This window comes from Pseudomonas sp. WS 5079, from assembly GCF_012985465.1.
In the GTDB taxonomy this organism is placed as follows: domain Bacteria; phylum Pseudomonadota; class Gammaproteobacteria; order Pseudomonadales; family Pseudomonadaceae; genus Aquipseudomonas.
The window spans coordinates 425816-444943 of record NZ_JAAQWN010000001.1; the positions used below are offsets into that span (position 1 = coordinate 425816).

Annotated in this window: 13 protein-coding genes; 5 read left to right on the forward strand and 8 right to left on the reverse strand. The window is 62.2% G+C overall.

What is annotated here, in order from left to right:
• Window positions 1-237: 237 nt before the first annotated feature.
• Window positions 238-732 carry an MgtC/SapB family protein gene (locus HBO05_RS01860; protein WP_170041372.1) on the reverse strand — a complete coding sequence of 165 codons (495 nt, stop codon included), beginning with the start codon at window positions 730-732 and terminating at the stop codon, window positions 238-240.
• Between the two features lie 121 nt (window positions 733-853).
• Here HBO05_RS01860 and HBO05_RS01865 point away from each other — a divergent pair, with 121 nt between their 5' ends.
• From HBO05_RS01865 to HBO05_RS01885, 5 genes are all read left to right on the forward strand, one after another.
• Complete coding sequence (locus HBO05_RS01865; protein WP_169951784.1) at window positions 854-1093, forward strand: DUF3203 family protein; 240 nt, start codon at window positions 854-856, stop codon at window positions 1091-1093.
• Between the two features lie 195 nt (window positions 1094-1288).
• Complete coding sequence (gene ccoG, locus HBO05_RS01870; protein ID WP_172311448.1) at window positions 1289-2704, forward strand: cytochrome c oxidase accessory protein CcoG; 1416 nt, start codon at window positions 1289-1291, stop codon at window positions 2702-2704.
• A 134-nt stretch (window positions 2705-2838) separates the two neighbouring features.
• A complete protein-coding gene (gene mapR, locus HBO05_RS01875; protein WP_169951788.1) occupies window positions 2839-4248 on the forward strand; it encodes a GntR family transcriptional regulator MpaR in 1410 nt (469 codons plus the stop codon).
• Between the two features lie 95 nt (window positions 4249-4343).
• Window positions 4344-4805 carry a hypothetical protein gene (locus tag HBO05_RS01880; protein WP_262381363.1) on the forward strand — a complete coding sequence of 154 codons (462 nt, stop codon included), beginning with the start codon at window positions 4344-4346 and terminating at the stop codon, window positions 4803-4805.
• 125 nt (window positions 4806-4930) lie between these two features.
• Window positions 4931-6076 (forward strand): GGDEF domain-containing protein, encoded by a 1146-nt coding sequence (locus HBO05_RS01885; protein ID WP_169951790.1) that lies wholly within the window; start codon window positions 4931-4933, stop codon window positions 6074-6076.
• Window positions 6077-6117: 41 nt separating this feature from the next.
• Here HBO05_RS01885 and HBO05_RS01890 read toward each other — a convergent pair whose 3' ends face one another.
• The 7 genes from HBO05_RS01890 to tpx form a co-directional block, all read right to left on the reverse strand.
• Window positions 6118-6864 (reverse strand): SDR family oxidoreductase, encoded by a 747-nt coding sequence (locus HBO05_RS01890; RefSeq protein WP_170041369.1) that lies wholly within the window; start codon window positions 6862-6864, stop codon window positions 6118-6120.
• A gap of 87 nt (window positions 6865-6951) precedes the next feature.
• Complete coding sequence (locus HBO05_RS01895) at window positions 6952-9033, reverse strand: EAL domain-containing protein (RefSeq protein ID WP_172311450.1); 2082 nt, start codon at window positions 9031-9033, stop codon at window positions 6952-6954.
• Between the two features lie 364 nt (window positions 9034-9397).
• On the reverse strand, window positions 9398-10795 hold the full coding sequence (locus HBO05_RS01900; protein WP_262380989.1) for an efflux transporter outer membrane subunit: 1398 nt from the start codon (window positions 10793-10795) through the stop codon (window positions 9398-9400).
• A gap of 68 nt (window positions 10796-10863) precedes the next feature.
• Window positions 10864-13971, reverse strand: coding sequence for an efflux RND transporter permease subunit (locus tag HBO05_RS01905; RefSeq protein ID WP_172311452.1), 3108 nt, complete (start codon window positions 13969-13971; stop codon window positions 10864-10866).
• Window positions 13968-17069 (reverse strand): MdtB/MuxB family multidrug efflux RND transporter permease subunit, encoded by a 3102-nt coding sequence (locus HBO05_RS01910; protein ID WP_172311454.1) that lies wholly within the window; start codon window positions 17067-17069, stop codon window positions 13968-13970. The genes HBO05_RS01905 and HBO05_RS01910 overlap by 4 nt, the downstream gene beginning before the upstream one ends.
• Window positions 17066-18370, reverse strand: a complete 1305-nt coding sequence (locus HBO05_RS01915) for an MdtA/MuxA family multidrug efflux RND transporter periplasmic adaptor subunit (RefSeq protein WP_170041365.1) — start codon at window positions 18368-18370, stop codon at window positions 17066-17068. The genes HBO05_RS01910 and HBO05_RS01915 overlap by 4 nt, the downstream gene beginning before the upstream one ends.
• Window positions 18371-18603: 233 nt before the next feature.
• Window positions 18604-19104 (reverse strand): thiol peroxidase, encoded by a 501-nt coding sequence (gene tpx, locus HBO05_RS01920; protein WP_169951804.1) that lies wholly within the window; start codon window positions 19102-19104, stop codon window positions 18604-18606.
• Window positions 19105-19128 lie beyond the last annotated feature (24 nt).

The window sequence follows — 19128 nt, forward strand, 5'->3', positions numbered from 1 at the left end:
CCGGGCGGGAATCAATCGGCCATGGCGGTTGTCCACCGATTGAGCAAAGCACAAACGAGGCCACCACGATGAATATCCCGATTCCTGCCCAAACCCCTGACCCGAACATTGATAACCCTACCTTGCCGCCGACCGAGCCAGAGCCGATTCCTCAGCAGGAGCCGCCGCAAAGCGTGCCTGCGGCAAAGGAAGAACCGCCGACAACGATACCGCCGGTTATCGTGTAGGCGCCCGCAGCTAGGGCTTGTCCAGCAGCTTCACAATCCTTGGCATCACGCTGAACACCGCGAGCGCCAGCACGGTGCTCAGTACTGCGGTGGACTCCTTGCCCAGCCCCGCCGCCACCCCGATGGCGGCGGTCATCCACAAGCCGGCTGCGGTGGTCAGGCCCTTGACGTGCTGGCCGGCCTCTTCCTCCTTGCCCTTGAGGATCGTCCCTGCGCCCAGGAAGCCGATGCCGGCGATCACCCCCTGCACCACCCGGCTCATGGCGTCGGCCTGGGAACCGCCCATCTGCGGCACCAGCACAAACAAGGCCGCACCCATCGCCACCAGCATATGGGTGCGCACGCCGGCGGCCTTGCCTTTTTGTTCGCGCTCAAACCCCAGGATGCCCCCCAGAATCGCGGCAATCAGCAGGCGCACGGTGATTTGCGTGAGTTGCCGCGCATCGCCGATATCGGCGAATTCGCTTTGCAGGGTTTGCCAGACTTCTTGCCACCAGGCGTCCATGGTCCTGTCCTTTTCGTAGGGGGGATAAAGGATGGACAGCAACGACCGCCAGTCAGTTGCGCCGAACCATTGGCCCGTGTGCGTCACCTAACGAACAGCACCGATCAACCAGGAGAAGACCATGCCCGTACGTATCGAAAACCAGACCTGCTACTTCAAGATCGACGACAGCGGTGAAGAGCAACGCCTAAGCGTGCTGGAGGTGACGGTGATTACCGACAGCGAAAAATCGATGTCGGCAGTCGAAATCGACGGCCAGCGCATCTACATCACCGAGGCACAAGCCGACGCCCTGACCGTCGCCGGCGCCATTGACGGGCGCAAGCACCTCAAGGCCAGCGCGGGTGATTCGGTGATTTGATTGATCTGGATCAGCATGCCGCGTGCACTGTTGATCCAGGCACCGGCCCCACGGCTTGCGGGGTGCTGCACATTGTCGCAGCGCCGGCGCAAAAACCCATCTGATCCGCTTTTTATCGATTTACCTGAGTCTGTTATGCAAACAGATCGCGTCGCATAGTTCATCTGCCTGATGGAGGCTGATGAGCGAAAGACCATGAGCGATAGAATCCCCGTCCGATTAGTAGAACATTTCGAGCCTGCACATCCAAAGAAGATGAAGGCCAAATCCAGCGACAACCAGATCCATACCCGCAGTTTCACCGGCCTGTTCCGCACCTTGCGCATAAGCGGTGCAGGCTTTCTGTTCCTCGCGTTTTTCGGCACTGTGTGGTTGAACTGGGACTCACGCCAGGCCGTGCTGTGGGACTTGGCTGAAAGCAAGTTCCATATTTTTGGCGCGACCTTCTGGCCCCAGGACTTCATCCTGTTGTCGGCGCTGTTGATCATCTGTGCCTTTGGCCTGTTTGCGATCACCGTGTTTGCCGGCCGCGTCTGGTGTGGCTACACCTGCCCGCAAAGTTCGTTTACCTGGCTGTTCATGTGGTGCGAGAAGGTCACCGAAGGCGAGCGAAACCAAAGGATCAAGCTGCAGGCCGCGCCCTGGGGCGTGAACAAACTGGCGCGCCGGGCCGCCAAGCACACGCTGTGGCTGGCGATCAGTGTGCTGACCGGCCTGACCTTTGTCGGCTACTTCACGCCGATCAGGCCCTTGGCCGAAGAGCTGCTGACCTGGCAGATGGGCGGTGTCAGCCTGTTCTGGGTGCTGTTTTTTACCGGCGCCACTTACATCAATGCCGGCTGGCTGCGCGAGGCGGTGTGCATGCACATGTGCCCCTATGCGCGGTTTCAGAGCGTGATGTTCGACAAGGACACCCTGACCATTTCCTACGACGCTGCCCGTGGCGAAAGCCGTGGCCCGCGCAAGCGCGAGGTGAACCCGGCGGACGTTGGCCTGGGCGACTGCATCGACTGCCAGTTGTGCGTGCAGGTCTGCCCTACCGGCATCGATATCCGCGACGGCCTGCAAATGGAATGCATCGGCTGCGCGGCGTGTATCGATGCCTGTGATTCGATCATGGACAAGATGGGCTATGCGCGAGGCTTGGTGGGCTATACCTCCGAGCATCAGTTGCAAGGCGGCAAGACCCACCTGCTGCGGCCACGCTTGATCGGCTACAGTGCGGTGCTGCTGGTGATGATTGCGGCCCTGGTGATGGCATTGGTGCAGCGGCCGATGGTGTCGCTGGACGTGACCAAGGACCGCGGGATGTTCCGCGAGAACAGCCAGGGGCTGATCGAGAACATCTACAGCCTGAAGATCATCAACAAGACCCAACAGCGCCAGGACTACCGCCTGGAACTGGTGGATGGCGAGGGCTTTGAGCTGCAAGGCAAGACCGAAGTCAGCCTGGCGCCCGGGGAAATCACCGATGTGCCGGTGTCGGTGGCGCTGACCAGTGACAAACCGACCAGCAGCTCGCAAACCATCCGCTTCAAGGTGACGGATAGGGATGAACCAAGTGTTTATAGTGTCGCCGACAGCCGTTTTGTGGCGCCGCTGAACCGCTGAGCCCGCAAGCCCCCCCTGTGGGAGCGGGCTTGCCCGCGATTACGCTGTGTCAGTCAAACTATCTGCTACTGACACACCGCCATCGCGGGCAAGCCCGCTCCCACGTTTTGACCTGTGTAGAACCTAGGATCACGATGAAACGCTACGAGAAATTTGCCGACGACATCGCTGAACTGATCCGCTCCGGCGTCCTCGGACCGGGCCAGCGCGTGCCGTCGGTGCGCTATGCCAGCCAGACTTACGGCGTCAGCCCGTCCACGGTGTTCCAGGCCTATTACCTGCTGGAGCGCCGTGGCCTGATCCGGGCGCGGCCGCGTTCAGGGTATTTCGTCAATACCCATGCGCCCAGCCCGTTCTCGGAGCCGGCGGTCAGCGCCCATGTCCATGAATCCACCGAGGTGGACGTCAGTGAGCTGGTGTTTTCGGTGCTCGATTCGATCAAGGATCCGCAAACCGTGCCCTTTGGCTCGGCCTTCCCCAGCCCGACGCTGTTCCCCCTGCAACGCCTGGCCCGCTCCCTGGCCAGCGCCAGCCGCGAGATGGACCCGCGCATGGTGGTCACCGATATGTCGCCGGGCAACCCGCAACTGCGCCGGCAAATCGCCCTGCGCTACATGGTCGGTGGCCTGATGCTGCCCATGGAAGAACTGCTGATCACCAACGGCGCCCTCGAAGCGCTGAACCTGTGCCTGCAAGCCGTTACCGAACCGGGCGACCTGGTAGCCATCGAGGCCCCGGCGTTTTATGCCTGCCTGCAAGTGCTGGAACGCCTGAAGCTCAAGGCGGTGGAAATCCCCGTGCATCCGCGCGATGGCATTGACCTCAAGGTGCTGGCCCAGACCCTGGAACGCTACCCGATCAAGGCGTGCTGGTGCATGACCAGCTTCCAGAACCCCATGGGCGCCACCATGCCCGAGGCCAAGAAGCAGGAGTTGGTCGAGTTACTGCGTGGGCATCAGGTGCCGCTGATCGAAGACGATGTGTACGCCGAGTTGTACTACGGCCAACAGGCGCCCAAACCCGCCAAGGCCTTCGACACAGAAGGCCTGGTGATGCACTGCGGCTCCTTCGCCAAGAGCCTGGCACCCGGCTACCGCGTCGGCTGGGTGGCCGCGGGCCGCTATGCGCAGAAGATCGAACGCTTGAAATTGATGACCTCGCTGTGTGCCTCGATGCCGGCCCAGGCGGCGATTGCCGACTACTTGCAACACGGCGGCTACGACCGGCACCTGCGCAAACTGCGCTATGCCCTGGAAGAACAGCAAAGCGCGATGCTCGCCGCCATCGGCCGTTACTTCCCGGCGCAGACCCGGGTCAGCCAACCCGCCGGCGGCTACTTCCTGTGGCTGGAATTGCCGGAGCAGACCGACTCGTTGAAGCTGTTCCAGATGGCCCTGGCCCAGGGCATCAGCATTGCGCCGGGGCCGATCTTTTCACCGACCCAGCGTTTTCGTAACTGCATCCGTCTGAACTACGGCAGCCCTTGGGACGAGTCGGCGGAAAAGGCCATGGAGACGCTAGGGCGGATTGTCCGTTCGTTTTGAAAGACACCTTGAAATAGATCAGCCAGCCGCTGCCGTAGGAAGGCACCCTCCGGCAGTTTAGGATCAGCCTCTTTTTCCTGAAGAACAGAGGCGCCATGAAAAATACCCTACTGCCATTTTTTTCTTTTCCACTGCCCATCCCGCCCCATTACATGCGTGTCGCAGAGCAGCGCGAAGTTCGCCAATTGACTGCGCCAATGGGACGCCCTGCCGGGGATCACCGCTCGGCAGAGAGGATTATTGAACAGAGTTCGGTGCTCAGGTGCTACATCGAGGGGAACGACCGCTGGCAACTGGAGCTTGACCTCAAACGGCACGTGGGTGACTGGACGCACGCCAATCCCAACCCGGATGCGCGCGCCAATGCAGCCTATGATCTGGACAAGGTGCTGCGCTTTATCGACAACCTGGACGAGTGCAAGCTCAAAGGCAGCGAGGAGCGCAACGGCAAGATCGACGGTTTTTCCGACTTGGGTGTGGTCATCCTGCCCAACTCGGAGGCTGACCGCCTGGACCAGTTTGCCCGCAAAGGCTACCCGGTGTTGCACTCCTTCTAAGGGTGGCCCGCTATTGAGGCGCTGGCCGGGACTTGCGCACTTCAGAGACAAACGCATAGTGGCAGCCGGCCAGCTCAGCTAGACTTGCGCACAGAGTCACTTCTAGAAACGCTGTGTGAGATTCCATGGTCGCTCATACCCCCACGCTTTTTGCCTGTGTCGCGTTAGTGGCGACGATCATGGCGTTTTGTCTGATTCTGGTCGGCCAGTTCAACCAGCGTGATGGCTTGCTCACCATTGGCGTCGGTTTGTTGGCCCATGCCTTGGCCTACATTGGCTACAGCTCCTACGGGCATGCCCCATTGTGGTTTACCTACGGTGCCGCCAATACATTGTTGGCGGTGGCGCTGGCTTTTTATGGGGCGAGTTTATTTCGCATCGTTGAGCTGCCAGTGCCCTGGTGGCGGGTATTCGCCCCCGCTGGGTTGATGCTGGTGCTGATGGCAAGCCTGATCGAAACCCTGGAACCGCGCATGCTCGCTGCCACGCTGGTTTTGATGGTGCAGTGCGCGTTGATCATCCACTGGACGCGCCGCTACATCCCGGCCCATGGCCGTGCAAGGATGTTGCTGATCATTGGTTCGAGCATCAGCCTGATTGGCTTGGGCATGCGCGTGGTGGCTGTGCTCGGCGGAGGTGCTGCCCAGATGCGTTATGACGTCAGCAACCTCAAGCAAACCATCTCGGTCAGCATCGGCACGTTCACCGCAATGATGATTTCTCTGGGGTTGGTGCTACTGGCCAAAGAACGCAGCGAGTCACTGCTTCAGCATCTGGCCCAGCGCGATGTGCTGACAGGTATTCTCAATCGTCGCGCCATCCTTGAGCAGTTTTCCACCGAACTGGAACGTGCGCGCCTGGGCAATGCCTACCTGGCGGTGGCGATGGTCGACATAGATCACTTCAAACAGATCAACGATGTATATGGGCATCTGGCCGGTGATGAGATGATTCGCCACTGTGTCTGCCATCTGACCCAGCGCCTTCGGCATTCCGACAGTATTGGTCGGTATGGCGGCGAGGAGTTTTTGCTATTGCTGCCAGGCACCAGCCCCGAAGGAGCCATCAGTGTCCTCGATCAACTGCGCGCCTCCCTGGCCGAGGCGCCGGCGCATTTTGGGGGGGCAAGCATTGAACTGCGTATCAGTATCGGGGTTTGTTGTGTAGTGCCAGAGCACGCTGATACCACCGCCAGCCTGCTTGCCAGGGCCGATGCCGCGCTGTACGAGGCCAAGGGCCTGGGGCGCAATACGTTGCGGCTGGTGCATTGACGCCCCGCTTGCCAGAGGCGTCCTGCCAACAACGGCGTCGGTTAGCGGCCGCCGCCAAGGTCAACAAAGGTCCCGGTGGCATAGGACGCCTTGTCCGATAGCAGCCAGACAATCGCTTCCGCCACTTCATCCGGGCGCCCGCCACGGGCCATGGGAATTCCCGATTCAAGCTTGCTGACCCGATCCGGATCGCCGCTCAAGGCATGGAAGTCGGTGAAGATGTAGCCAGGGCGTACCGCATTGACCCGAATCCCCTCGCCCGCCACTTCCTTGGACAGGCCAATGGTGAAGCTGTCCAGCGCACCCTTGGACGCTGCGTAGTCGACATACTCGCCGGGGGCACCAATGCGCGAGGCTACCGACGAGACATTGACGATGCTACCGCCCTGCCCGCCATGCTTGGGCGACATGCGCAGCAGCGCATGCTTGGCACACAGGATCGGCCCCAGCACATTGGTCCTGAGGGTTTTCAGGATGCGGAACTCGGACATCTCCTCGACCCGCGACTTATGCCCCACCGTGCCGGCGTTGTTGACCAGCGCGGTGACACGACCCAACTCGGCGTCGACGCGATTGAACAGGCTGATCACTTCGTCTTCGATGCTCACGTCGGCGCGCACCGCAATGGCCTGGGCGCCCAAGGCGCGCACCTGCTCCAGCACGCCCAGCGCGGCTTGTTCATCGGATTGGAAGTTGATGCAGATGCGATAGCCCTGCCGGGCCGCCAACAAGGCCGTGGCGGCCCCGATCCCACGACTGCCGCCGGTAATGATGACGACTTTGTCCATGTGTGCTGACTCCCCATTCAACGTGAGCTGTTGGATCCAAGAATACCTGTGCCTGCCAGGTTTTGCATGGACCGGGGTCAATTGATCTCAGGGTCGGGTGAGCCGTTCCTTGGCCTCGATCGCGCTCATGAAGGTATCCGGCGGCAGCGGGTGGCCCAGGTGGTAGCCTTGCAACGAGTCGCAGCCCAGGCGCGTGAGGAAGGTCTGCTGCACATCGGTCTCCACTCCTTCGGCGACGATGCGCAGGCCGAGGGCCTGGCCCAGGGCGACAATGGCCGAGACGATGGCGGCATCGTCACTGTCATGCTCCAGGTCCCGCACAAAACCGCGGTCGATTTTCAGCTCGTTGGCCGGCAGGCGCTTGAGGTACATCAGGCTCGAGTAGCCGGTACCAAAGTCGTCGATGGACAGGTCCACGCCCATTTCCGAGAGCTGCTGCAACACCGTCATGCTGGCATCGGCATCGCTCATGGCCGTGGTTTCGGTGATTTCCAGGGTCAGGCTATTGGCCGGCAACTGGTGGCGTTGCAGGGCGTTCGCCACACTGGCGACCAGCCCCGCGTGGCAGAACTGCAGGGCGGACAGGTTGACCGCGATGCGCCAGTCACGATAACCCTGGGCAAACCACACCTGCATTTGCCGGCACGCTTCGTTGAGCACCCAGTCGCCGATGGCGATGATCACCCCGGTCTTTTCCGCAAGTTCGATGAACTTGTCCGGCAGCAACAGCCCATGTTGCGGGTGTTCCCAGCGCAACAGGGCCTCGGCCCCGATGGCGCGGCCGCTGAGCGCGTCGAACTTGGGTTGGTAAAACAGGCGCAGTTGCTGTTTTTCCACCGCATTGCGCAGATCCTGCAACAGTTGCAGTTGGCGGCGTGCGTTGGTGTTCATCGACATATCGAAAAAGCTGTAGCCGTTCTTGCCCATGCTCTTGGCGTGATACATCGCCGCATCGGCATTCATCAACAGTTCCTGGGGGGTTGCGCCGTTTCCAGGAAACAGGGCAATGCCGACGCTGGCGGAGATGTTCAAGTCATGCTCGGCCACCCGGAACGATTGGTTGATCAGCCCCACCTGGCGCTCGGCCAGGCGCAGCGCATCGTCGGGTTGGCTCAATTGCACCAGCAGCACGAACTCATCGCCGCCGATCCGCGCCAGGGTGTCCTGGCTGCGCAGGTCTTCCCGCAGGCGCAGGCCCACCTCGCGCAACAACTGGTCGCCCAGATGGTGGCCAAAGGCATCGTTGACTGGCTTGAAACCGTCCAGGTCGATAAACATCAGGGCAAAACAGCCGCCCTGCTCCGCCACCAGTTGCGTGGCCTGCTGAATGCGATCAGCCAGCAGCGTGCGGTTGGGCAGGCCGGTGAGTGTGTCGTGCAGGGCCAGGTGGGTGAGTTCCTGGTTGGCCAGGGTCAGGGAGTCGGCCAATATCGCGGTGCGCGCCTCCAGGCGGGCGTCAAGCAACGAGGTCAACAGGGCAATGGCCAGCACTGCCAGGGTGGTCACCAGCACCAGATTATCCAGGCCGCTACCGCTCAGGCCGTCCACCGCCGCCCCGCAGAAACTGCCATCGGCAAAACGTGCCGCCGCCATGCCGGTGTAATGCATGCCGACGATGGCCACGCCCATTACCACCGCCGCCCCGCCCCGTGCCAGGCGCACATAGGGGGTGTTGCGCCGCAGGTTGAAGGCAATCCACAAGGCGGCCGCCGAAGCGCCGACGGCGATCAGCAGCGAGACGCCGAACAGGGTTGGGTCGTAGTCGATCCCCGGCATCATGCGCAAGGCGGCCATGCCGGTGTAGTGCATGGTGCTGATACCCGCGCCCATGATCAGGGCGCCAAAGCCCAGTTGCCAGGCTGGCAGGCGCGGTTGGTTGACCAGCCACAGGGCGAAGCCACTGGACAGGACGGCGATCAACAGCGACAGCGCCGTTATGCCGATGTCGTAGCCCAGGGTAATGGGCAGGCGAAACGCCAGCATTCCGATAAAGTGCATCGACCACACACCAATCCCCATGGCCAGGGCGCCGCCGCTCATCCACAGGTACACGGTCCGACCTTTGGCCGTGGCGATACGGCCGCTCAGGTCCAGGGCAGTATAGGAAGCGAGGATCGCCACTAACAGGGAGATCAGGACCAGTGCGGGGGAATAACTGCCGGTAAGCATGGGACTTCTCGTGGCTGACGATACGAACGGCGTCCATGCCGTGGAAAAGTCGCAGATTGTAGCGAGAATAATTCTTGTACAGGTGGAATATTGTCACAAGGCCATTACTGAAAATGTATGGCCTGGGGGGGCAAAACTACGCCCTGTGGGAGCGGGCTTGTCGGATCGCCGCATCGCCGCGAAGACGTCGGCCCAGCAAACATTGATGTTGACTGAACCACTGCTTTCGCGAGCAAGCCCGCTCCCACAAGGGATCTGCGCTTAACTGACTGGCACTAGGGCTTGCCCGCGATGGCGTCAGTAATAACAACTGAGGGTTTATCAGCTGTTCATCCGTTATCGTTGACGACCATCGCCTACAGGGTCAGGGTTTCTCTTGCGGCTCCAACTGGCCATCCCAGCCGCCGCCCAGCGCTGCGATCAGTTGCACACTGGCCACCAGGCGGGTCTGCAGCAAGGTCAGCACGGTGCGTTCGTTGCTCAATGCCGTGGCCTGGACGTTTACCACATCCAGGTAGGCAATCAGGCCCGCCTTGTACTGGTTCTGGGTCAGGCGCAGGGATTCGCGTGCCGACTCCAGGGCTTCGTTGCTCACGCCCGCCTCATCTTCCAGGACCTTGAGCTGGACCATGTAGTTTTCCACCTCGCGGAAACCGTCGAGCACGGTCTGGCGGTACTTGGCCACGGTTTCGTCGTAGGACGCTTCGGCGCGGTCGACTTCGGCCGAGCGCTGCCCGCCGTCGAACAGGGTCATCGCCAGTTTCGGCCCCACCGACCAGAAACGGTTCGGCAGGCTGATCCAGTCGGCGTAGGTGCTGCTGGAATAACCACCGGCCAGGCTCAGGGTCAGGTCCGGGTAGTAGGCGGTTTTCGCCACGCCGATATTGGCGTTGGCGGCGATCACCGCGCGTTCGGCCGAGGCGATGTCCGGGCGGCGCTCCAGCAGTTGCGATGGCAGGTTGGCGGGGATCTGCGGCAAGGCGGGGATGTCCTTGCTCACCGCAAGGTTAAACGTGGCCGGCGCTTCGCCGATCAATACCGCGATGGCGTTTTCCAGCTGCGCGCGCTGCCAGATCAGGTCGATCAGGCTGGCCTGGGTGCTTTTGAGCTGGGTCTGCGCCTGGGCCACCGCGTCCTTGCCGGAGACGCCGGCGCGGTACTGGTTCTGGGTCATTTGCAGCGAGCGCTGGTAGGTCTCGACGGTGGATTGCAGCAAGCGCGTCTGTTCGTCCATGACCCGCAGTTGCAGGTAGTTCTGTACCAACTCCGACTGCTGGCTCAGGCGCATGGCGGCCAGGTCGGCGGCGCTAGCTTGCTCGCTGGCGTTGCTGGCCTCCAGGCCACGGCGCAGTTTGCCCCAGATATCGGCTTCCCAGCTCACGCCCAACTGGGTGTTGAGGGTGTCGCGGATACCGCTGCTGGAGCTGCTCAAGCTCGCATTGCTGCTGCCGGTGCCCTGGCTGGCGCGGGTTTTCCCGGCGCTCAGGTCGACGGTGGGGAAGAATGCGCCACGGGAACTGCGGGCGGTGGCCTGGGCCTGGCGGTAGCGAGCTTCGGCCTGGGCCACGGTCTGGTTGGCGTTGTTGAGCTTATCCACCAGGCTGTTGAGTTGTGGGTCGCCATACAACTCCCACCAGGCGCCACGGGCCAGGGCATCGCTGGGCGCGGCCTGGCGCCAGCCCTGGGCTTCTTTGTACTGCGCAGGCTCGGCGACTGGCGGGCGTTGGTAATCGGGGCCGATGGCACAGGCGCTGAGGAGCATGGCGCACACAACTGTAGGCGCAAGCTTGCTCGCGAAAAACCGCAGGCCGCTACAAAAGGTTGGGTTGGTCATAACGGAGTGTCCAGGGCAGCATCGGTACGCACCCCGCGCCAGCCGTTGAAACGGTGGCGCAGGCGGTCGAGATAGAGGTAAACCACCGGGGTGGTGTAAAGGGTCAGGATCTGGCTGAAGACCAGGCCGCCGATAATGGTCAGGCCCAGGGGCTGGCGCATTTCCGCGCCTTCGGCGGTGCTCAGCAACAAGGGCAAGGCCCCGAGGATTGCCGCCAGGGTGGTCATCAGGATCGGCCGCAAGCGCAGCAAGCAAGCGCTGCGAATCGATTCCAGGGGCTGCATGCCTTCCTTGCGCTCCAGTTGAAGCGCCAGGTCGATCATCAGGATCGCGTTTTTCTTCACCACACCGATCAGCAAGAACAGGCCCAGCAGCGAGATCAGGCTGAACTCGCCGCCCAGCACGTAGATCGACAACAGCGCGCCGACCCCGGCCGACGGCAGGGTCGAGAGAATGGTCAGTGGGTGGATGTAGCTCTCATACAGAATCCCCAGCACCAGGTACACCGCCACCAACGCGCCGAGGATCATGAACGGCTGGCTTTTCTGGGTGGCGGCAAAGGCGTCGGCGGTGCCGGCCATCTTGGCGATCACGTCTTCCGGTAAGCCGACCTTGGCGATCGCCCGCTCGATGGCAGCCGTGCCCTGCTCTACCGTGACCCCGGGGGCCATATCGAAGGCGATGTCTTCGGAGGCAAATTGCCCCTCGTGGCTGACGCGGTCGTCGGCCAGGCTGTTTTCGTAGTGGGCGATGGTCGACAGTGGAATTCGCGCGCCATCAGCGGTAATCACCTGCACCTGGTTAAGGGTGATCGGGTCCTGGGCGTATTTCGGATTGACCTCCATCACCACCCGATACTGGTTGAGGCTGTCATAGATGGTGGAAATCTGCCGCTGGCTGTAGGCGTTGTTCAGCACCGAGGTGACCATGTTCATGTCCACGCCCAGGCGCTTGGCCTGGTCGCGATCGACAATCAGCGTCACCTGCTGCGCCCCGCGCCCTTCACGGGCGTCGATGGCGGTCAGTTCCGGCAGCTCGCGCAGCGCGGCGACCACTTTCGGGTACCACAGGCGCAAGGCGGCCAGGTCGCCACTTTGCAGGATGTAGGAATATTGCGAGGACGTCTGGTCGCGGCCGCCGCCAAATTGCAGGTCCTGGTCGGCCATCAGCATCAAGCGGCCGCCGGGTACCAGCGGCACGGTTTTGCGCAGGCGCTCGATCACCGCCTGGGCCGACAACTTGCGTTCCTTGATCGGCTTGAGGCGCACCAGCATCACCGCGTTGTTGGTACCGTTGCTGCCACCGATGAAGCCGGCCACGCTTTCCACCGCCGGGTCTTGCAACACGGCTTTGCGGAAGATCTCCATCTTCGGCTGCATGACACTGAATGACAGGCCATCATCGCCGCGTACAAAACCGATCAGTTGCCCGGTGTCCTGTTGCGGCATGAAGGTTTTGGGCACCACCACATACAGCGCGATATTCACCCCGATGGTGACGAACAGGCTGAGCAGGGTCAGGCGCTTGTGCCGCAGCACCCAGTCGAGGCTTTTGGCATAACCCGAAACCATATGGTCGTTGACCTTCTGGCTCCAGCGCTGCAAGCCGGTCTGCTGGCCTTTGGCATGGGGCTTGAGCCAGCGCGCGCAGAGCATCGGGGTCAGGGTCAGCGAGACCACCAGCGACACGATGATCGCCGCCGCCAGGGTGATGGAAAACTCACGGAACAGGCTGGTGACAATCCCGCCCATAAACAGGATCGACAGGAACACCGCCACCAGCGACACGTTCATCGACAACAGGGTGAAGCCGACCTCCTTGGCTCCCAGGTACGCCGCTTTCATCGGCGCGATGCCGTCGTCGATATGCCGCGAGATGTTCTCCAGCACCACGATGGCATCGTCCACCACCAGGCCGGTGGCGAGGATCAGGGCCATCAGCGACAGGTTGTTCAGGGAAAACCCATACAGGTACATGATCGCAAAGGTGCCCACCAGCGACACCGGCACCGCCAGGGTCGGGATCAGTGAGGCACGGAAGTTACCGAGGAACAGGTACACCACCAGGATCACCAGGGCCACGGCAATCAGCAGGGTCATTTCCGCTTCATGCAGGGTGGCGGTGATCACCGGCGAGCGGTCCATGGCCAGGTTGAGCTTGACGCTGGACGGCAATACCGCCTGCAACGCCGGCAACTGGGCCTTGATCTGCTTGACGGTCTCGATGATGTTGGCGCCGGACTGGCGGTTGATCACCAGCAATACCGCCGAGTCGTTGTTGAAGAAGCCACTGTTGTAGCGGTCTTCGACGCCGTCGCTGATCTTGGCCACGTCACTGAGGCGCAACGCCGCGCCGTCCTGGTAGCGGATCAACAGCGGCTCATAGTCCTTGGCTTTTTCCAACTGGTCATTGGCCTGGATCTGCCAGTTGCGCTCGCCATCTTCCACCGAGCCCTTGGGCCTGCGTACGTTGGCGTTGGCGATGGTGTCGCGCACCTCGTCCAGGGACACGCCGTACTGGTCGAGGGCCTTGGGCTCCAGTTCGATACGCACCGCCGGCAGGGAGCTGCCGCCGATCTGCACTTCGCCCACACCCGGCACCTGGGACAGGCTTTGCGAGAGGATGGTGGACGCCAAGTCGTAGAGCTGGCCCTTGGGCAATACGTCCGAGGTCAGCGACAGCACCATGATCGGTGCCTGGGACGGGTTGATCTTGCGGTAGGTGGGCATGCTGCGCATGCCGCTGGGCAACAGGTTGCGCGAGGCATTGATCGCGGCCTGCACTTCTCGCGCCGCGCCGTTGATATCGCGGTCGGAGTCGAATGCCAGGATCACCCGGGTCGAGCCCTGGCTGGACGAACTGCTCAGGGTGGTGACCCCGGCAATCGCACCGAATGAGCGCTCCAGCGGCGTGGCCACGGTAGACGCCATCACTTCCGGGCTGGCGCCAGGCAGGCTGGCAGAGACCACAATCACCGGGAAGTCGATCTGCGGCAATGGCGACACCGGCAGCAGGCTGAAACTGACACCGCCCAGCAACATGATCGCCAGGCTCAGCAACATGGTGGCTACCGGCCGGCGAATAAAAGGTCCGGACAGGTTCATGGCTCAACCGGCTCCAGCGCGTCCGGGGTCTTGCGCCAGCGACGGCCAAGGCGGTCGAAGTACAGATAGATCACCGGCGTGGTAAACAGCGTGAGGATCTGGCTCAGCAGCAAGCCGCCGACCATCACCAGGCCCAGGGGCTGGCGCAACTCGGCGCCGGAGCCGGTGGCCAGCATCAACGGCACGGCACCGAACAATGCCGCCAGGGTGGTCATCAGGATCGGCCTGAAGCGCAGCAGCGCCGCCTGGTAGATCGCGGTCTGCGGGTCCAGGCCCTGGTTGCGTTCGGCGTCGAGGGCGAAGTCGATCATCATGATCGCGTTCTTTTTCACGATGCCGATCAGCAGGATGATGCCGATGATCGCAATCATCCCCAGGTCATTGCCCGTGAGCAGCAGCGCCAACAGGGCCCCCACCGCTGCCGACGGCAAGGTCGAGAGGATGGTGATCGGGTGGATGTAGCTCTCGTACAGCACGCCAAGCACGATGTACATGGTCACCACCGCCGCGAGGATCAGCAGCAAGGTGCTCGACAGCGACGCTTCGAACGCCTGGGCAGCCCCTTGGAACTGGGTCTGCACGCCGACCGGCATGCCGATGTCCTTCTGTACCTGGTTGATCAGCTCTACGCCCTTGCCCAGGGCCACACCGGGTGCCAGGTTGAACGACATCATCACCGCCGGGAACTGGCCGATATGGGTAATCGCCAACTGCGCCTGGCGCTGCTCGATGCGGGCCAGGCTCGACAGGCGCACCTGGCCGCCATCGGTGGTCTTCACGTGGATCTGGTTCAGCGCGTCCGGCCCCAGGCTTTCGCCGGATTGGGCCTGCAACACCACGCGGTACTGGCTGGCCTGGGTGTAGATCGTGGAAATCTGCCGCTGGCCGAAGGCGTCATACAGCGCGTCGGTGATATTGGCCACCGACACCCCCAGGCGCGAGGCCGCATCGCGGTCGATCACCATGTACACCTGCAAGCCTTTGTCCTGCAGGTCGCTGGCCACATCGGTGAGTTCCGGGTACTGGCTCAGGGCCTGCACCAGCTTGGCGCTCCACAGGGCCAGTAGCTCGGCATCCGGGGAGGACATGCTGAACTGGTATTGGGTGCGGCTGACACGGTCTTCGATGGTCAGGTCCTGCACCGGCTGCATGAACAGGCGGATGCCTACCAGTTTGTCCAGCGTCGGTTGCAGGCGTGCAATCACCTCGACAGCGCTCAAGTCCCGCTCTTTATGGGGCTTGAGGTTGATCAGCAGGCGGCCACTGTTGAGGGTGGCGTTATCGCCATCGACGCCAATGTAGGAAGACAGGCTTTCCACCGCAGGATCTTCGAGGATGATCTTCGCCAGTTCCTGCTGGCGCTGGCTCATGGCCGCGAAGGAAATCGACTGCGGCGCCTCGGAAATGCCCTGGATCACCCCGGTGTCCTGCACCGGGAAGAAACCCTTGGGCACTACCAGGTACAGCACCACCGTCAGGCCCAGGGTGGCGATGGCCACCAGCAGGGTCAGCGGCTGGTGCTTGAGCACCCACTGCAGCTTGCGGCCGTAGGCGGCGACCAGCCAGTCGATCCAGGCGCCGCTGGCCTTGTAGAAGCGCCCCTGTTCTTCTTCCTTGGGTTCGCGCTTGAGCAGGCGCGCGCACATCATTGGCGTCAGGGTCAGGGACACCACCAGGGAAATCAGGATCGCCACGGCCAGGGTGATGGCAAATTCGCGGAACAAGCGCCCGACCACATCGGCCATGAACAGCAACGGGATCAATACCGCAATCAGCGATAGGGTCAGGGAAACCAGGGTGAAGCCGATCTGCTTGGCGCCCTTGAGCGCGGCGGCCAGCGGCGTCTCGCCTTCCTCGATATAGCGGGAGATGTTCTCCAGCATCACGATGGCATCGTCCACCACAAACCCGGTGGCGATGGTCAGGGCCATCAGGGTCAGGTTATTGATGGAGAAGCCGGCCAGGTACATCACGCCAAAGGTGCCGACCAGGGACAACGGCACGGCAATCGACGGGATGATGGTGGCGCTGAAACGGCGCAGGAACAGGAACGTGACCATCACCACCAGGGCAATGGCGATCAGCAATTCATGCTGCACATCGGTGACCGAGGCGCGGATGGTCTGGGTGCGGTCGGTGAGTACCGTCACGTCAAGGCCAGCCGGCAGGTTGTCGGTGATGCTTGGCAGCAGCGCCTTGATCCGGTCCACCACCTCAATCACGTTGGCCCCCGGCTGGCGCTGGATGTTCAGCAGCACCGCCTGGTTTTCATTGGCCCAGGCGGCGAGGCGTTCGTTTTCTGCGCCATCGACGATTTGCGCGATGTCTTTAAGGCGCAGCGGTGCGCCATTGCTGTAGGCCAGGATCAGTTCGGCATACTGCTCGGGCGATACCAACTGGTCGTTGGCATCGAGCATCGACACCCGGGTCGGGCCGTCGAAGTTACCCTTGGGCTGGTTGACGTTGGAGGCGGCGATCAGGCTGCGCACGTCCGCCAGGTTCAAGCCATTGGCGGCCAGGGCCTCGGGGTTGACCTTGATCCGCACCGCCTGGCGCTGGCCGCCGGCGATGCTGACCATGCCCACGCCACTGATCTGCGCGATTTTTTGCGCCATGCGCGTATCGACCAGGTCGTTGAGCTTGGGCAACAGCATGGTCTTGGAGGTGATGGCCAGGGTCAGGACCGGGGTATCGGCCGGGTTGACCTTGTTGTACACCGGTGGCGCCGGCAGGTCCGAGGGCAGCAGGTTACTGGCCGCGTTGATCGCCGCCTGCACCTGTTGCTCGGCCACGTCCATATTGACGTCGAGGTTAAAGCGCAGGGTCAGCACCGAGGCCCCGCCGGAACTGGTGGACGCCATCTGCGTGAGGCCGGGCATTTGCCCGAACTGGCGCTCCAGGGGCGCGGTGACCGCGCTGGTCATCACGTCCGGGCTGGCGCCGGGGTACAAGGTCATGACGCGGATGGTCGGGTAATCCACCTGGGGCAAGGCCGACACCGGCATCAGGCGATAGGCAATCAGGCCGGCCAGGACAATGGCCAGCATGCTCAGGGTGGTGGCGACGGGCCTGAGGATGAACAGCCGTGACAGGTTCATGCGCCGGCCTTTTGCGCCTTGCCGGCGTCAGCCGCCGGGCTGCCTTCGCCTTTCGCCGCGGGTTTGCCCTGCAAATGTTCGGTTGGGGTGGTCGGGACCAGGTTGCTGTCGTTGACCACTTCGATGTCGGTGCCGTCCTTCAGGCGGTCGGTGCCTTCGAGCACCACGCGATCGCCTGCGGCCAGGCCTTCCTTGACCACGGTGTTCTGGCCATCGGTCTCCCCAATCACCAGGGTGCGGATCTTGACTTTCTTGTCACCGTCCAGGGCATAGACAAAGGTGCCGTTGGTGCCGAACTGGATCGCCGCCGAGGGAACCAGCACCACGTTTTTCAGGGTGTCGGCCAACAGGCGCACATTGACGAATTGGTTGGGGAACAGCACCTGGTCCTGGTTATCGAAGCGGGCCTTGAATTTCAGGGTGCCGGTGGCGACATCGATCTGGTTGTCCAGGCTCTGCAATACGCCGGTGGCTTGCAGTTGCAGGTCGCCACGGTCCCAGGCCTGCACCGGTAGCTTGTTGCCGCTGCGGTAGCGGGCCAGGACGGTTTGCAGGCTGTTCTCCGGCAAGGTGAATGCCACGCTGATCGGCTGGGTCTGGGTGATGATCGCCAGGGCGGTGGTGTCATTGGCCGCCACCAGGTTGCCGACGTCCAGCTGGCGCAGGCCGACACGCCCGGAAATCGGTGCGCGGATCTTGGTGAATTCCAGGTTGAGCTTGGCGTCATCCACCGCGCCCTGGTTGGTCTTGACCGTGCCCTGGTATTGCAGGACCAGCGCAGCGGCGGTGTCCAAAGTCTGCTTGGCGATACTGTCCTGTTCATACAGGCCGCGATAACGCTCGAGGTCGACCTGGGCGTTCTTCAATTGGGCCTGGTTTTGCAGCAGCGTGCCCTGGGCCTGGAGCAAGGCGTTCTGGTAGCTGCGCGGGTCGATTTCTGCCAGCAGGTCGCCGGCCTTGACCATCTGCCCCTCTTCAAAGGCGATCTTGACCAGCTCTCCCCCCACCCGGCTGCGCACATTGATGGTGTTCAGCGCCGTCACAGTGCCCAGCGCCTTGTAGTACACCGGGAAATCCCCAGTGATCGCGGGCGCGACACGCACGGGCACCGCAGCACCTGAGCCGCCGAAGCCGGGACGCATCATCCCCGTCTTGCTGGTCCGGGCTGCCGGGGCCTCTTTCTGGGCGGCGCCGGTCGGCCAGAACTTCCAGCACAGCACGGCAACAACCAACAGGACGAGCAAGCCAAACAGCCAGCGGCGGGAACTACGGGGGGACGATTGCATGGATTGATCAACCATTGGATGCGAGGGCTTCTACTGTGGGAGGCTGAAAGATAAGCACTGGGGCGCGTTTAGAAAAGCGCCTTTACCGGCTATTTACCTTCGCGCTTACAAACATTTACTTTTCGAAGTGAAATGTCAGCAATTTGAGCTAAACCGCTGAAGCACAAATAAAAACGGCCTGGACTAGGCCAGGCCGCAAGCATGCATCATACGTGTTACTGCAAAGCGACAGTAACGCGCAGCCGCAATTACTTCAGTACAGCCAGCGCCGCTTCGTAGTTTGGCTCGTGGGCGATTTCGCCAACCAGCTCGCTGTGCAGCACCTTGTCGTTTTCGTCCAGTACCACCACGGCGCGGGCGGTCAGGCCCTTGAGGGCGCCGTCGGCAATGGAAACACCGTAGTCAACGGCAAAATCGGCGCTGCGAAAGTCCGACAGGTTCTTCACGTTTTCCAGGCCTTCGGCACCGCAAAAACGGGCCTGGGCGAATGGCAGGTCGGTGGAGATGCACAGTACAACGGTGTTGTTCAGCTCGTTGGCCTGGGCGTTGAACTTGCGCACCGACGTGGCGCAGGTCGGGGTGTCAACGCTTGGGAAGATGTTCAGTACTTTGCGCTTGCCGGCGAAAGTCGCCAGGGTGACGTCCGACAGATCGCCTGCGGTCAGGGAAAAGTCGAGGGCCTGGGTACCGATTTGCGGCAACTCGCCTTCAACCTGGACTGGGTTGCCTTTGAGGGTGACTTGAGCCATGAACGGAATCCTTATGCTGGGTTG

Bases quoted from the DNA above. Each gene is read 5' to 3' on its own strand.
- HBO05_RS01900 (WP_262380989.1), bottom strand. From the start codon at position 10,795: ATGCTCCTCAGCGCCTGTGCCATCGGCCCCGATTACCAACGCCCGCCA.
- HBO05_RS01905 (WP_172311452.1), bottom strand. From the start codon at position 13,971: ATGAACCTGTCCGGACCTTTTATTCGCCGGCCGGTAGCCACCATGTTG.
- HBO05_RS01915 (WP_170041365.1), bottom strand. From the start codon at position 18,370: ATGGTTGATCAATCCATGCAATCGTCCCCCCGTAGTTCCCGCCGCTGG.
- HBO05_RS01895 (WP_172311450.1), bottom strand. From the start codon at position 9,033: ATGCTTACCGGCAGTTATTCCCCCGCACTGGTCCTGATCTCCCTGTTA.
- HBO05_RS01890 (WP_170041369.1), bottom strand. From the start codon at position 6,864: ATGGACAAAGTCGTCATCATTACCGGCGGCAGTCGTGGGATCGGGGCC.
- HBO05_RS01865 (WP_169951784.1), top strand. From the start codon at position 854: ATGCCCGTACGTATCGAAAACCAGACCTGCTACTTCAAGATCGACGAC.
- tpx (WP_169951804.1), bottom strand. From the start codon at position 19,104: ATGGCTCAAGTCACCCTCAAAGGCAACCCAGTCCAGGTTGAAGGCGAG.
- ccoG (WP_172311448.1), top strand. From the start codon at position 1,289: ATGAGCGATAGAATCCCCGTCCGATTAGTAGAACATTTCGAGCCTGCA.
- HBO05_RS01910 (WP_172311454.1), bottom strand. From the start codon at position 17,069: ATGAACCTGTCACGGCTGTTCATCCTCAGGCCCGTCGCCACCACCCTG.
- mapR (WP_169951788.1), top strand. From the start codon at position 2,839: ATGAAACGCTACGAGAAATTTGCCGACGACATCGCTGAACTGATCCGC.
- HBO05_RS01860 (WP_170041372.1), bottom strand. From the start codon at position 732: ATGGACGCCTGGTGGCAAGAAGTCTGGCAAACCCTGCAAAGCGAATTC.
- HBO05_RS01880 (WP_262381363.1), top strand. From the start codon at position 4,344: ATGAAAAATACCCTACTGCCATTTTTTTCTTTTCCACTGCCCATCCCG.
- HBO05_RS01885 (WP_169951790.1), top strand. From the start codon at position 4,931: ATGGTCGCTCATACCCCCACGCTTTTTGCCTGTGTCGCGTTAGTGGCG.